The sequence below is a fragment of the Paucidesulfovibrio gracilis DSM 16080 genome (genome assembly GCF_900167125.1).
GTDB lineage: Bacteria > Desulfobacterota > Desulfovibrionia > Desulfovibrionales > Desulfovibrionaceae > Paucidesulfovibrio > Paucidesulfovibrio gracilis.
The window spans coordinates 1-14,414 of record NZ_FUYC01000014.1 but is presented as its reverse complement, the minus strand read 5'-3'; the positions used below and the strand labels follow the sequence as shown (position 1 = coordinate 14,414).

The following is a 14,414-nucleotide window of genomic DNA, read 5'->3' as shown; positions in this document are numbered from 1 at the left end:
GATGTCGTCCAAGGAATCCACAGAGCAACTGGCAGCCCAGGTCGCGGCCTTGTGCCGTTCCCTGGGCGTTTCACCGGAGCCGGAAACCGCCATCCGCATCGCCGGCTATCTCGACCTGCTCACGCAATGGAACCGCAAAACCAACCTTGTGGGACCGCGCCGAGCCGACGAGATTCTGCATACCCTGGTGGCGGACAGCCTGCCCCTGGCCGGATTCCTGGAATCCCTGCCCCTGGCTGATGATCCCTTGTGTCTGGACCTGGGCGCGGGCGCGGGCCTGCCCGGCATTCCCCTGCGCTGCCTCTGGACGCGTGGCCGGTACTATCTGGTGGAGGTGCGGGAAAAACGATGTGTGTTTTTGCGCTTGGCCGTGGGACGCTTGGACCTCGCGCGTACTGCCGTGCTGCAGGTTCGCGCCGAGGAAGCGCTCCAGCAGCTGCCGGACGAGGAAATCGCCGACCAGGGCGCGGACCTGATCCTCAGCCGGGCCTTCATGCCCTGGCAGGAGCTGCTGCCCTTTGTGCGGCCCATGCTCACTCCGGGCGGACAAGTGGTGGTGCTGGCCAACGAACCGCTTCCCGCTGTTTTGCCCGAGGCATGGCGGCCCGTGGAATCCCGCTCCTACACCATCCGTCCTGGCCGGGAGGAAAGCACGCGCTGGTTCTGGGCGCTCCAGGCCGAAGCGTAAGAGGAATCCATCTTCCCCCGGCCCGGATCGTGCGCCGTGGTCGGGAGCACGCGGTACGGAAAAAAATCGTGCTGGCCGTTGAAAAATCAATAGGCAGACTGTTTAATCCGGTGCGGGTTCTCGCTCGGGGACGGAACATCAGCCCGGAGGGTACAGGCCGATGCGCAGCACGGCCGACGCCATGACAACGGCTTTGGCCCGGGCCTTGATGTATTCCTTGCGCGCCCCTTCCTTGACGATGCTTTGCAGGCTCCGCAACAAGCGATAATTATTTACGGAATTATCCGTCGCAGGCTGGCGCAACACATACGTGGAAAACCGGATGCGGCGACGGAGGAAATCAAAGATATCTTCGCGGGGCGACATGACCGCGTCCGTGCTGCCCACAATGTACTGTTCTCCCGGAAAATGGGCGTCCGACCCCACGGCCCAGCCCATGCCCCGGCCACGATCCTTCATGGGCAGGTCGATCGTGCGCTGGAGCTTGGAAAGCGTTTTTTTGAGCAACGGTTTGGTGCGGCTGGTGGCGAGTCGCTTGTCAAAGGTGAGCGCGGAGCCGTTGTGGATTTCCACATAGTCGCAGGCCCGCAACAAATTGGCGTAGGAACGGCGGCACAGCACATTGCCCGCTGCCGAGCGGCAGATATGAAACGGATGCGGGATGATGGTCAGCGCGTCCGTGGCCTCGGCAAGACGCTTCACGTCGCGCACGGAGCGCCGAAAACTGGGAATCTCCACCACGGCCCGACGAAGCTGGTCCTCGGTGCGATAGAGATATATGATGTCGATGCCTTCGGAAGTGACGCTCTCCATGCCGGGCAGCACCGCGGTGGACGTGTCCGCAAGGGCATGCGCCAGCCATTGGTACGCCTCCAGAGGCTTTTTGTAGCAATGTTCCGTGGAAGCCAGATAGTGCAGCCCATGGCGGGAAACCGTATGCGCAATGCTTCGCAACCGGCAGCGGCGCTGCACTCCCGGCATTTGATGCACATTGGCATGGTAATGAAGATCGAATGTCAGCATGGCTTTCAGTGAACGGCCCGGGTTGGATGATAAGGGACCAGCGGCATGGCCGCGTCCCGGCTCCGACAGGCTACAAACCGCGTAATCTTTCCCGATGCGGTCCGGCCTGTCAAGAAAACGCCTGTTACGAATGCGGGAGACGTACAATGGTTGAGAAGCTGGTTGGAACAAAAGCAATGCGCTTGGCCCTGATTACGATCCTGCTCCTTGTGCTGGCGGGATGCGCACCCAAGGTGCGGCTGTTTCCCGACGGCACGGATCCGCTGGAGGAACAGGTGCTGCAGGGAGAGGGTTCGGAAAAAGTGCTGCTGGTGAACGTGCGCGGTCTGATCAGCGATGCCCCGGACCAGGGACTGCTGGGCCGCCGTCCCAGTTTGCTGCAGGAGGTGGTCAGCCGTTTGCGGTTGGCGGAAAAAGATGCCGAGGTACGCGCCGTCATACTGAAAATCAACTCCCCGGGCGGCGGGGTCACGGCCAGCGACGTGCTGCACCATGAGATTGAACGCTTCCGCCGGGAGTCGGGAAAGCCCGTGGTGGCGCTGCTCATGGATGTGGCCGCGTCCGGCGGATACTATGTGGCTCTGCCGGCCGACCGCATTGTGGCGCATCCCACCAGCGTGACGGGATCCGTGGGCGCGGTGTTTTTCCAGCCCCGGGTCACCGGATTGATGGAAATGGCGGGTGTGCGTGTGGAAGTGGCCAAATCGGGTCGCAACAAGGACATGGGGTCGCCCTTTCGGGAGTCCACGAAAGAGGAACAGGATATCGCCCAAACCCTGATCAATGAAATGGGAACGCGGTTTCAGACGTTGGTTCGCCAGGCGCGAGACCTCACGCCGGAGCAGATGGACACCGTTGCCACGGCGCGGGTGTTCACGGGTACGCAAGCCCTGGATCTGGGACTAGTGGACCGAGTGGGGTATCTGGAATCGGCTTTCGCCCTGGCAAGGGAGTTGGCGGAATTGCCCGAGGATGCGAAACTCGTGGCCTACCGGGACCAGCGATACGCCAATGATACGGCGTATAACGCGTCCGCCCGCCTGGTGCGCCCCGCCCTGCTGGATGCCGGATTGCTCGGAACAGCACTCGGCTCGGGCCTGCCCAGGGAATGCGGTGTCTATTATCTTTGGCTGCCCGGGAATGAGTAGCGCGGCGCAAACCGTCCCGCCGCTGGATCAGCGGAACATGGGGCGCAAATGCGGCGCGTTGCCGACCAGCACGGTCCGGCGTGATGTCGGGCCGTTGGGGACCGTGTCAAACCACTGACCCCTGGGAGTGCTGCCCGGCCTGCCCTGGGGAACAACGCTCCGGAACAGGGGAACACAGGCGGGACAGACACAACGGCCCCTGACGCCGAGGTAAAATTCCCGATCATCCAATCGTGCACCGCAAATCTCACAACGCATGGCGGACATGGCGTTCCTCCGGCAAGGCGTTTTTTTGCCCTGCCTCGGCCCGGGCGCGGAATCAGCCGCTGGACCGGGCCAAAATCAAAGGTTCCGTCTCCAGCTCGGCCTGGGGCATTTCCCGCAGGGCGGCCAGGGCGGTCTTCCGGGAGGGCGCGGTCTTGAACAAGGCACGAATGTCCTCGTCAAGCGCGTCCTGGGCCACCAAACAGGAACTGCAAATGTTCCCTTCACGGGATTGTACGTAAAAGTCCCAGGAATCAATGGACAATCCGCACTTGCAGCATCGGTTCTTCATGGTTCGGCTCCTGATATTGACGGTTTTTTGCCGTTTGGGAACCAACCATGCAGATACCGTGCCTTTCACTTGAACACGCCGCCTCAGACACCCCGTGCCTGCAAGACGATCCCTGTTGGCCCGCCGTAGATTTTGCGGCGTCCCCGGCCGACCGAACCGTACCCGCCCCGCTCCGGCACAAGCCGCCCCCATGCGAGTTGAAAAGAAGACTGGAACAATATATTGGAGGGACTCTTCGGATGTCGGGACCGGGGTGTTGTGTCCCCATGCTCGGCGGTCTACGGCAACGACAAGGCGGAATAGAACTTTTTTGTGCTTTTTTTGCAGCCTACCAGCACGCTCGAATCAATTGTTCGCAAAGTTTAGCCAGGAGTCGCTGGAATGATCGGAATTGTTGACATAGGGGTCTCCTATGGTGACGTTGTTATCGACAATCTTCGTCGCGCCCAGACCTTTGACCGTCCCGAGGATTTCATTCGGGACAAAATCGGGTTTACCGAGTTGCGGCGGAAACAGCCGGAAACCGAAACATCGGATTTGTGTGTCGCCGCCTTTGAAAACCTTTGCGAGCGCACGCCCATAGATCCCGAATCCGTGGAATGCATCGTCGTGGTGACACAAACCCCGGACGGACACGGATTGCCGCATACCTCTTCCATCGTACAGGGCAAGCTTGGACTTCACGGAGCCGCCGCCTTTGACGTTTCCCTGGGGTGCTCCGGCTATGTCCACGGACTTTCCATTCTCAACGCTTTCATGCAGGCCAACGGCATGCGTTGCGGGCTGTTGTTTACAGCGGATCCTTACTCCAAGGTACTGGATAGCGAAGACGTGGTGACGGAACTTTTGTTCGGCGACGGAGCAACCTGTACCTTGATCGGGACGGACCCGTTGTATCAGCTCGGTCATTGCCTTTTTGAAAACGACGGAACCAAACACCAGCTCCTTTCCGTCGAAAAAACAGGCCGACTGCAAATGGACGGCCGGAGTATTTTTAATTTCAGCTTGGGAACCGTTCCCCGACAAATAAAAAAATGCCTGGAACAAAACCAGCTTACGCCCGCAGACGTTGACCTTTTCGTGCTGCATCAGGCTTCCAGGTACATCGTGGAAAACATGGCCAAACGACTGGGGGTTCCCGCGGAAAAGGTTCCCTTTGCCTTGGCCCGCATCGGGAATACGGTTTCTTCCACCATTCCCATGACGCTGCAGCCGCGGCTGCAAGAAAAACAACGTACTATCCTCATCTCGGGATTCGGGGTCGGGCTTTCCTGGGGAACAACGGTGTTGAAGCGTTGCTCCGCATAATGAGCTGCTGCCGTGCAACCTTGTTATTGTACGGTATTACAAAAAGAGAATACAATGAGAACTCCACTGGTCTGTATTGCCATAGAAGTCAAAGGACGGGAAATCAGCCCATTGTTGTTCTTGTCGGCCAACTTCATTAAAGCCGGATTTCCGGTTTTGATAGGCCACCGTGCCCGCATTTGGAGATTTTTCAGAAAGGATGCCGCGGACATTCCAATATGTTATATTGCCAAAGAAATGGCAAACCTGAGTGAATACGCCCGCCCGGCGATGAACATCTATAGCCTTGATGAAGAAGGAGGCGCCAAGTTTTCCACATCAGGGAATTGCCGTTTGGCACCGGTCAAGGTTCAAGACAAATTGCGCAAAATTTTTTGCTGGGGCGAAGCGTATCGAGATTTTATGGTCGCCAATGGCGGCGACCCAGACAAAATCGTCGCCTCAGGGCATCCCAAGTTTGACTTGCAAGAAGTTGAAACATTCCGCCAAACAAAAGCGGAAGAACAACTTTGCTTTCCGGAAAAATTTATTCTCATTAACTCCAATTGGGCTTCCGCTCACTATGTCGCCGGAGCTGAAGCGCTCAGAGAACTTCATATTTCGCTAAAGATGGGACTGGAACGTTTGGAGCGAGCAACGGTTAAAGACAACCACACGTTGCAACGCATGATACCTCTTATAAAAAAACTAACGGCCGCGTTCCCGGACCACACAATCGTCATCCGGCCGCATCCGGTTGAAGACGAAAAGCATTATGCGTCCTACTTTACTGCAAAAAATATTCTTGTATCCAAGCAGGGCAATTCCTATTCCTGGATCAAGCGAGCCGTGGCCGTGATCCACAACGACTGCACAACGGGAATCGAAGCCTTTACCATGGGGAAACCCGTGATCAGCTACACAGGCCCGGAAACCAACATGGACAGCATGGCTGTTCAGATTTCCCAGGCAACGGATGATGCAGACGAGGTTATAGCTCTTGTACGAAACGCCATCGCCAACAATGGCCGCTCAAACTTGCTCCCTGAAGAACGCGAAGAACGAATGGCAAAGTTACGCAAGTTGTTGGCAAATATCGACGGACAAAGCGCCTCCGACACAATTGTTTCCACGGTGCTACAAGATTACACCATGGAAGAACTCCCAGCGTACACATTGCCGAAGCCCAAAAGCTGGGTTTACCGCACCGCCAAAAAAGGCAAACGCATCATCCGAAACATCAAGCTCCGACTGAGTCATGACGCAAAGAAAAATTTTCTAAAACGCACGCTTCGGGGAAAATTCCCCGGCCTGGCACTGTCGGAAGTCTTGGAGCGGCTGGAGCGCTTTCAGGTTTGTCCCCCCTCCTCGGGTGAGTGCACGGTTGTGGAATACGATATCGATACGTTTTTGCTAACTCCCGGTCCCGCGTGGAAACCGCCGCAGGAGCACTGACCTGCTTGTGGAACGCGACGGTAACACGTTGAAAAACAGGTACGATAGAGCGCCGCACAGCAAATGATTGCAAAGGCACGCATGCAAAACGCCTCGGAACCTTTCGCATAAGATAATATGGGCCGCGCATGGTATTCAGTTCCATTGTCTTTCTCCTCTTTTTTCTTCCGGCGGCGCTGGCGCTGAATTTTGTTTTGCCGCCCCGGGCGCGTAACGCCGCGCTGCTTTTTAGCAGCCTCGTGTTCTATTTTTGGGGCGAGGGCTTCACGGTCCTTTTGCTGCTGTTTTCCGCGTTCAGCGTCTATTTCTGCGGCCTGCTCCTCCATCAAAATCGGACCACGAATCCGGCGCGGGCAAGGCTGATCCTTTTCTTTGCCGTCTGTGTAAACCTCAGCTTCCTCGGCTATTATAAATACGCAAACTTCTTCGTCCTGGACGTCCTGCACGCCGGGAATACCGGATGGGAACACGTGGCCCTGCCCGTGGGCATCAGCTTTTTTACCTTCCAGGCCATCAGCTACATCATCGACGTCTACCGGGGAGACATCCGCCCGGCCCGCAGCTTCACCACTCTGGCCTGCTACATCGCGTCCTTTCCGCAACTCGTGGCCGGTCCCATCGTCCGCTACCGCGACATTGAAACGGATCTTCACGACCGGAAAACAAGCGTGAAGGACTTTTCCCAGGGAGCCAATCGGTTCTTTCTCGGGCTTGGGAAGAAAGTGCTCATCGCCAACCCCCTGGCCCAATGCGCGGACACGCTTTTCGCGCTTCCTTCCGGACAGATCGGACCCGGCGAGGCCTGGCTTGGAACGCTGGCGTATTCACTCCAAATATATTATGATTTTTCAGGCTACTCCGACATGGCCATCGGCCTGGGGCGGATGCTTGGATTCCATTTTCCGGAAAACTTCAATTATCCGTACATTGCTAATTCCATTCAGGATTTCTGGCGAAGGTGGCATATATCCCTTTCCACCTGGTTTCGGGATTATCTGTACATTCCCCTGGGCGGCAACCGCGTCTCCCCCTTACGCACCTACGCCAACCTCGCCACGGTGTTCCTGCTCTGCGGATTCTGGCACGGGGCAGCCTGGACCTTCGTGGCGTGGGGAGCCTACCACGGACTCTTCCTCGTGCTTGAGCGCCTCTTTCTGGGCAAGGTGCTACACCGTTTGCCGGGGCTGGTGCGCCATGCCTACGCCTTACTGGTGGTATTGGGCGGCTGGGTCATCTTCCGGGCCGAGACACTTCCCCAGGCGTTGGAATTCCTGAGGGCCGGAGCCATGCTCGGCGGCATTGCCACCAATCCGCACCAGATCGAACGGGTGCTGACCAACGACGTCCTCCTGGCATTGGGGATGGGTCTCTTTTTTTCCTGGCCCGTCTACCCCCGGCTCAAAAACGCGCTTGCCGCCTCGAACGCCGCAGGCTGGCTTCGCCCGGCGCACCAGGGGATGCTGCTTGGCGTGTACATGATCTGCCTGTTCCGCCTTTCGGCCTCCACCTACAACCCGTTTTTATATTTCAGGTTCTAGAGCATGAAGACCCGATCGTATCCGATCCACGCCGCCCTGTGCATGGCATTGTTCCTTTTGCCCGCCCTGGTTATGCTTTCCGGACTGGCAACCGTGGACGAGGCCCGCTTCGAACGAAAGGAACTGCGCCCACCGAACAAATTTCCAGGTTTTCCGGCCAAGGCAGCTCCCGGAACCGTGCTCAACGCGATGCGCCAGTGGCCCCACGATTTCGAGGCCTGGTTCAACGACCATTACGCCTTTCGCCGCGTTTTTCTCGACGCGGACAAAGACCTCAACCGATTGCTCGGCATTCTGCCCCCCGCCGACCCAAACGCAAGGGTCGTCATCGGCAAAAACGACCGCTTTTTTCTCGGGGACCGTTTTGATCAGGTCATGACCCAGCACACCGGTGACGCCTATGTCATGTCCGAAGACCTCCGGGACGCCCTGGTGCAACGCATGACCGCAATGGCCCATGCCCTCGACGACATGAACGTGGAGTTCCTGTTTCTTCTGGCACCGGACAAACATGGAATCTATCCCGAAGACCTGCCGGGCTGGCTGTCCCCTTTTCAGGGAGTAACTTCGGCGGACTTGTTCATGGAAGGAGCAGCAGAGGCAGGACTCCCGACCGTGGACGGCCGCCGCATTCTGCAAAGGGAAAAATCACGATTCAACGCCTTGCTCTACCCCAATACGGACAGCCACTGGTCGGACTTGGGAGCCTATCTGGTCTACAGAGCCATGATGGAGCAGCTTTCGGATGCGTTGGGACCGCTTCGCGCCCTGACCATGGAACGCTGCGTGGTTACTCCACAGCCCGAAGGCTTTGGACTGGCCAGGCTCGCCGGGCTTGATGCGGTGAACGACGCCTTGATTCGTCTGCGGTTCAACGAACCGTTCCGCACCTTGCGCGCCTTCGACTTTTCAGGCAACGAAGTGTCCATCGGCCTTGACGAGCGGTTTCCCAAACACCTGAACCGAATCACGGTCAATCCCGAAGCGCTCAACCACCTGACGGTGCTGGTATTTCGTGATTCCTTCAGCCGGGCGCTCATTCCAATGCTCAGCCAGACATTTTCAAAGGTGGTGTATACCGGCAAGGCCAACCGGGATATCTGTGAGGATCTGGTAACCCGATACAACGTGGATTTGGTTATCTTTGAAACCGCGGAACGGTTTTTGCCGTATCTTTGACCGGTCCCTTTCCCCATACCGGGGAAACGCGACCTGCTTCAGTAACTGGCCGTTGAAAAAATCAATCCTACAGGCTGTTGAGAGGATCAGACAAATGCGTAAAACGCTGTACCTTCATATCGGCACACCCAAGACAGGATCCTCGGCCATCCAGACTTTTTTGGAGCAAAACAGAGAGGTATTGCGTTCCAAGGGCATTGATTACCCGGGCGGTCCCGCCAAAAAAACACAATTCAGCGCCCAGTCCGGCAATGGGCGAGACCTGTGCCTCGCGAAACCCGATTCCAAAGAATATAAGCACGCGCTGCGGCAAATCCAGGCCAGCGAGTTTGACACGGTTCTCGTTTCTTCGGAGTTCTTCATTGCCCAGTCCGACGAACGCATGGCACGGCTTCATAAGGCGCTCTCTGATTTCGATATCCACATCATCGCCTACCTGCGGCGGCAGGATCTTTACCTGCAATCCTACCTGCAACAAGGCGTGAAGCTCCACGGCCTGCGCTCACTGGACGCCTGGGAAAGCGATGATCCCATGTTCAACGGCTTCATGCAGCTGCTCGGCGAGAATGCGGCCCAAGCATTGCTCCAATTCGTCCGTGGATACGAAAAAGACAAGGTCATCATCCGCCCGTATGAAAAAGGGCAATTCACGGACGGCAACATTTTCTCGGATTTCCTCACGATCCTGGGAATTCCTCTGACCGGCGAGTTCCAGCTCCCACAACGGGCCATCAATCCGGGGTTTGACCGGGATTTCTTGGAACTGCGCATGATGCTCAACCATCCAAAAATTCCCCGGGGAAACGTGCAACGTCTTTTTACAAGCTGCCTGTGGGAGTTATCCCACCCTACCGACCAGAACCAGCTGTTTACCCCCTATTCCCTGCTCTCTCCGCAAAGACGGATCGCTTTGATCGAAGGGTGCGGCAAAGAATATGAAATCATTGCAAGGGAGTATCTGGGACGTGAGCACGGCAAGCTGTTTTTCGACCCCTTGCCGGACCAGGAGGATTGGCAACCATACCCCGGCATTCCGCTTGAAAAAGTGGTGCAGGCGTTTGGTTGCGTTTGTGCCCGCCAACAGGAGCAACTTGACGCGTTGCAAAAGAGGGAAAACAAACGTCCGGTACGTCGGTTGCTCCGCAGCTGCAAAAAAATACTGCACCGGCTCGGCATCGGCCCAGCCTAGCGCTTCCCTTACTCAACGCCCCGCCAGCGGCAACAAAAAAAGCGAACCCTTCCTGGTCTGGAAAGGTCCGCTTCGGATCGCCGTATTCGTTCCGTGGCGCTAGTGGCAACTGCCGGACGAGCAGGAACCTGTGCCGCAGGAGCTGCAACCGCAACCGCCGTCCTGGGGAAACTCCAGGCTGGACTTCACTTCAAATCCCATGGGACCCATGTCGATGGTCACGGGTTGGGCCTGTTCAATCAGTTCCTCGTCCACGACAACGGTGATGTCGCCGTCAAAATCAAAGCTCTTGTCGCCATCGCGCACCTGGTCCAGTCCCAGGGCCAGGGACGCCCCGGAGCAGCTCTGGGCCACAAATACGCGCACCGGCGCCTTCTCGTTGGATTCAAAGTATTGTTTCAGCCCATTCAGGGCCGCGTCGGACAATTGAAGCATGGTGCCTCCAGCTCGGCTTGAGGGTGGGCTTGCGCACCCCGTTGGTTTCTTCAAAGCTATTCATGTAATCTATCCTGTCAATAGAGGGCAACCGAAAAACCGACCCCAGAAGGCAACAAAGCCCGCCCCAAGGCCCAGATCATCCCCGGCCCAAGAGATGCAGACTTTGACAACCCGGCCCCGATGGACTAACGAAATTCGTTTCCTGTGAACATCTCTATGCCCCGAACGACCCTCCCCGAAACAGGGTTCAGGAAGACACGATCGTATGAGCAAAAAGATTCAGAAAATCAAGGGATTCGCCGACCTCTTTCCAGAAGAGGCCGCCATTTTCAGCTTCATGGAGGCCAAGGCCCGCAACGCGTTTGAGCGTTTTGGCTTCGGTGAGCTGCGCACGCCCGTGCTGGAAAAAACCGAACTGTTCCAAAAGTCCATTGGTGAAGACACGGACGTGGTCGGCAAAGAAATGTTCACCTTTCCGGACCGCAAGGGGCGCTCGCTGACCATGCGGCCCGAGGCCACGGCCGGAGTGATCCGCGCGTTCGTGGAGGCCGGAAAACACCAGCCCGGCAGTGTGGCCAAGTATTATTCCTTTGGTCCCATGTTCCGATACGAGCGTCCGCAAAAGGGCCGCCAGCGCCAGTTTCATCAAATCAACGCCGAAATCATCGGCGCGCCCGAACCGCAGTCCGACGCCGAGCTGATCCTCATGCTCGATACCTTTCTGCGCGACCTGGGCCTGAAAAAACTGTCCATTGAGCTGAACTCCCTGGGCTGCCCGGAATGCCGTCCCACATACCGCCGCGCTCTGACCGAGTATTTCAATTCCCTGCCCGTGGACGAGCTGTGCGAAGACTGCCGCCGCCGCAAGGATACCAACCCCCTGCGCGTGCTGGACTGCAAGGTGCCCGCCTGCAAGGAGCTGGTCAAGGATGCGCCCAGCGTCACGGACCACCTCTGCGCTGAATGCGCCGACCACTTCGCCCAGGTGCGCGAGGTGCTCGACCGGGCCGGTCTGGTCTACGAGCTGAACCCGCGTCTGGTGCGCGGGCTGGATTATTACCAGCGCACCACCTTTGAAATCACCTCCGGCGACATCGGCGCACAAACCGCGGTGGCCGGAGGCGGCCGCTACGACGGATTGGTCAAGCACCTGGGCGGCCCGGATGTCCCGGCCACGGGCTTTGCCTGCGGCATGGAGCGTCTGGCCCTGCTGCTCGGGGAACAATCCGCCGACCAGCCGGACTTCTACATCGCCGTAACCGCGCCTAAAGCCGCCAACAACGCCCTGCTTCTGGCCCAGGAACTCCGCCTGGCCGGATTGGGCGGCCAGGTCAGCTACAGCGCGGGCAGCATGAAAAGCCGTTTGCGCGCCGCCAACCGCATCGGCGCACGCTATTGCCTGATCCTCGGCGAGGAAGAGAACGTCGATCATACCGTCACGGTCAAGGACATGGTGGGCGATTCCCCCCAGGTCACCGTGACCCCGGAGCAATGCCGACAACTGCTGCTGGGCGGCAAAAAACGGTAACCGGCGCTGCCCGAGACAGTCTGCCGGATAAGTTGAAAACACAGGCTGGGAATGAATGCCGAGATGCACCACGCTGGAAATGCTTCGGGCCGACACGACGGCCAAAGGCGTTCCAGATGCCACGGCAGATCGCCGTTTCTCACCAGCCCGTTAACGGCCGCCCTGCACCGGCCCGCATCATAAGGACCAAACCATGAGTGAACAAATTTTTCAGGACGACAGCGTTTACGACAAATACCGCTGGATCGACGATCTGGGCGGCTGGCGGCGCTCGCACCACAACAACGAACTCACCGCCGCCAACATGGGCGAACAGGTCTGTCTCATGGGCTGGGTCCAGTTCCGGCGCGACCACGGCGGCCTGATCTTCATCGACCTGCGCGACCGCGAAGGCCTGACCCAGGTGGTCTTCAGCCCCGAACACAATACCGAGGCCCACGAACGCGCCCACGCCATCCGGCCCGAATACGTGGTGGCCGTGCGCGGCACAGTGCGCCCCCGGCCCGAAGGCATGGCCAATTCCAATCTGGTCACCGGGGAAATCGAAATCGTGGTGGACGAATGGAAACTGCTGAACACCTCGGATACGCCCCCGTTTCCCATTGAAGACCGCGTGGAGGCCGGTGAAAATCTGCGCCTCAAATACCGCTACCTGGATCTTCGCCGTCCCGCGCTGGCCCGCAACTTCATCCTGCGCAACAAGGCCGCCCAAAGCGTACGCCGCTACCTGGACAACCTGGGTTTCCTGGAAATCGAAACCCCGGTGCTGACCAAGTCCACGCCCGAAGGCGCGCGCGATTTTCTGGTACCCAGCCGCCTGAGCCAGGGCGATTTTTTTGCCCTGCCCCAGTCCCCGCAGCTCTTCAAGCAGATGCTCATGGTTTCGGGCATGGAACGCTATTTCCAAATCGTCAAATGCTTCCGCGATGAAGACCTGCGCGCCGACCGGCAGCCCGAGTTCACCCAGATCGACATTGAAATGAGCTTCGTGGACGAGGAAATCGTTCAGGACATGGCTGAAAACATGGTCCGGACCCTGTTCCGCGAAACCCTTGACGTAAACCTGCCCGAAGCCTTCCCCCGCATGACCTATGCCGACGCCATGCGCGACTACGGCGTGGATAAGCCCGATGTGCGCTTTGACCTCAAGCTCCAAAACGTGAGCGATGTTTTCGAAGGCTCAGGCTTCAAGGTCTTTGCCCAGGCCTCCCTGGTCAAGGTCATGCGCGTACCCGGCGGCGGCCGTCTCACCCGTAAGGAAATCGACGACTTCACCAAGTTCGTGGAAATCTATGGCTCCAAGGGCTTGGCCTGGATCAAGGTCAAGGAGGACGGTGAATGGCAGTCCCCCATTGTCAAATTCTTCTCGGATGAGGAAAAAAGCCGCCTGGCCGAACGCACCGGCGTGCAGGCCGGGGACATCCTCTTTTTCCAGGCTGGCCAGGCCGACATCGTCAACGCCGCACTGGGCAACCTGCGCCTCAAGGTCGGCGAACGCTTCGAACTCATCGACGAAAACGCCTTTGCGCCGCTTTGGATCACGGACTTCCCGCTGCTGGAATGGGACGAGGAAGACAAACGCTGGGTCGCCCGGCACCACCCCTTTACCTCGGCCCAACCCGGACAGCTGGACACCCTGACCGACAATCCCGGCGAAGCCCTGGCCCGCGCCTACGACCTCGTGCTTAACGGACACGAAATCGGCGGCGGCTCCATCCGCATCCATACCCCGGAGATGCAGGAAAAAATGTTCGCGGCCCTGGGCATTGACGAAGAAGAAGCCCGCGCCAAATTCGGCTTCCTCATGGACGCGCTGAAATTCGGCGCTCCGCCCCACGGCGGCATCGCCTTTGGCCTGGACCGGCTCGTAATGATCATGACCGGCGCCAAGTCCATCCGCGACGTCATCGCCTTCCCCAAAACACAACGGGGTACCTGCATGATGACCGAAGCGCCCTCGCAAGTGGCACGAAAACAACTGCGGGAACTGGGCATCCGACTTCGGGAAAAGAAAGAAGAACAATAGCCTGCTCACTCCAGCGGGGAAGGAATCATCCTTCCCCGCTTTTTTACGTGATCATCAGAAACGTGGCCTTCGGCGACCAAGGGGAAAAAGAAGTGGCCTTCGGCGACCAGGGGGAAAACCTTTCTGAAGAAAGGTTCTTCCCCCTGGACCCCCTTTCCAAAGACTTTTCCTAGCTCCAGACCTGCGGTCTGTCGCAGATGTTCGTTGTTTATCTGATTTTTATTTTCTCCCCCCTCCCAAAGCAAAAGAACGGCCGAAGCCGTTCTTTTGCTTTGGGGCGCACCGTTGCCGCGAGTTTCGGGAGGGCGCAGCCATCCCGGAAATCGCGGCAACAGAACGACACGCCGCCGCGCTGCTCC

The 14,414-nt window shown here is 58.2% G+C and carries 13 protein-coding genes; 9 read left to right on the top strand and 4 right to left on the bottom strand.

Translation table 11 applies throughout. The features are described 5' to 3' along the window. Position 1: 1 nt before the first annotated feature. Positions 2-688 carry a 16S rRNA (guanine(527)-N(7))-methyltransferase RsmG gene (locus B5D49_RS11620; RefSeq protein WP_078717877.1) on the top strand — a complete coding sequence of 229 codons (687 nt, stop codon included), beginning with the start codon at positions 2-4 and terminating at the stop codon, positions 686-688. 138 nt (positions 689-826) lie between these two features. Here the strand turns inward: B5D49_RS11620 and B5D49_RS11615 are convergent, their stop codons facing one another. Next, positions 827-1,711: a hypothetical protein gene (locus tag B5D49_RS11615; protein ID WP_078717876.1), complete on the bottom strand. Its 885-nt coding sequence runs from the start codon at positions 1,709-1,711 to the stop codon at positions 827-829. A gap of 146 nt (positions 1,712-1,857) precedes the next feature. On the opposite strand from B5D49_RS11615, the gene sppA reads away from it, so the two are divergent. Further along, the gene (gene sppA / locus B5D49_RS11610; protein ID WP_234990722.1) at positions 1,858-2,859 is read left to right on the top strand and encodes a signal peptide peptidase SppA; all 1,002 of its coding nucleotides are present in this window, start codon (positions 1,858-1,860) and stop codon (positions 2,857-2,859) included. A gap of 319 nt (positions 2,860-3,178) precedes the next feature. On the opposite strand, the gene B5D49_RS11605 is transcribed toward sppA, so the two are convergent. Further along, on the bottom strand, positions 3,179-3,415 hold the full coding sequence (locus B5D49_RS11605; RefSeq protein ID WP_078717875.1) for a hypothetical protein: 237 nt from the start codon (positions 3,413-3,415) through the stop codon (positions 3,179-3,181). Positions 3,416-3,796: 381 nt separating this feature from the next. Between B5D49_RS11605 and B5D49_RS11600 the strand changes: the two genes are divergently transcribed. The 5 genes from B5D49_RS11600 to B5D49_RS11580 all read left to right on the top strand — a co-directional run bounded on the left by B5D49_RS11600 (position 3,797) and on the right by B5D49_RS11580 (position 10,063). After that, positions 3,797-4,723, top strand: coding sequence for a ketoacyl-ACP synthase III (locus B5D49_RS11600; protein ID WP_078717874.1), 927 nt, complete (start codon positions 3,797-3,799; stop codon positions 4,721-4,723). Between the two features lie 54 nt (positions 4,724-4,777). After that, a complete protein-coding gene (locus tag B5D49_RS11595) occupies positions 4,778-6,157 on the top strand; it encodes a surface carbohydrate biosynthesis protein (RefSeq protein ID WP_078717873.1) in 1,380 nt (459 codons plus the stop codon). A gap of 128 nt (positions 6,158-6,285) precedes the next feature. Next, positions 6,286-7,695, top strand: a complete 1,410-nt coding sequence (locus B5D49_RS11590) for an MBOAT family O-acyltransferase (RefSeq protein ID WP_078717872.1) — start codon at positions 6,286-6,288, stop codon at positions 7,693-7,695. Positions 7,696-7,698: 3 nt separating this feature from the next. Beyond that, positions 7,699-8,874, top strand: a complete 1,176-nt coding sequence (locus B5D49_RS11585) for an alginate O-acetyltransferase AlgX-related protein (protein WP_078717871.1) — start codon at positions 7,699-7,701, stop codon at positions 8,872-8,874. Between the two features lie 94 nt (positions 8,875-8,968). Then, positions 8,969-10,063 (top strand): hypothetical protein, encoded by a 1,095-nt coding sequence (locus B5D49_RS11580; protein WP_078717870.1) that lies wholly within the window; start codon positions 8,969-8,971, stop codon positions 10,061-10,063. 99 nt (positions 10,064-10,162) lie between these two features. Here the strand turns inward: B5D49_RS11580 and B5D49_RS11575 are convergent, their stop codons facing one another. After that, complete coding sequence (locus B5D49_RS11575) at positions 10,163-10,498, bottom strand: IscA/HesB family protein (protein ID WP_078717869.1); 336 nt, start codon at positions 10,496-10,498, stop codon at positions 10,163-10,165. Positions 10,499-10,766: 268 nt separating this feature from the next. Between B5D49_RS11575 and hisS the strand changes: the two genes are divergently transcribed. Both hisS and aspS read left to right on the top strand, forming a co-directional pair. Beyond that, complete coding sequence (gene hisS, locus B5D49_RS11570; RefSeq protein WP_078717868.1) at positions 10,767-12,029, top strand: histidine--tRNA ligase; 1,263 nt, start codon at positions 10,767-10,769, stop codon at positions 12,027-12,029. Positions 12,030-12,222: 193 nt separating this feature from the next. Then, positions 12,223-14,055: an aspartate--tRNA ligase gene (gene aspS / locus B5D49_RS11565; RefSeq protein WP_078717867.1), complete on the top strand. Its 1,833-nt coding sequence runs from the start codon at positions 12,223-12,225 to the stop codon at positions 14,053-14,055. 5 nt (positions 14,056-14,060) lie between these two features. On the opposite strand, the gene B5D49_RS14890 is transcribed toward aspS, so the two are convergent. After that, on the bottom strand, positions 14,061-14,414 hold a 354-nt coding region (locus B5D49_RS14890), incomplete at its 5' end, for a hypothetical protein (protein WP_159447217.1).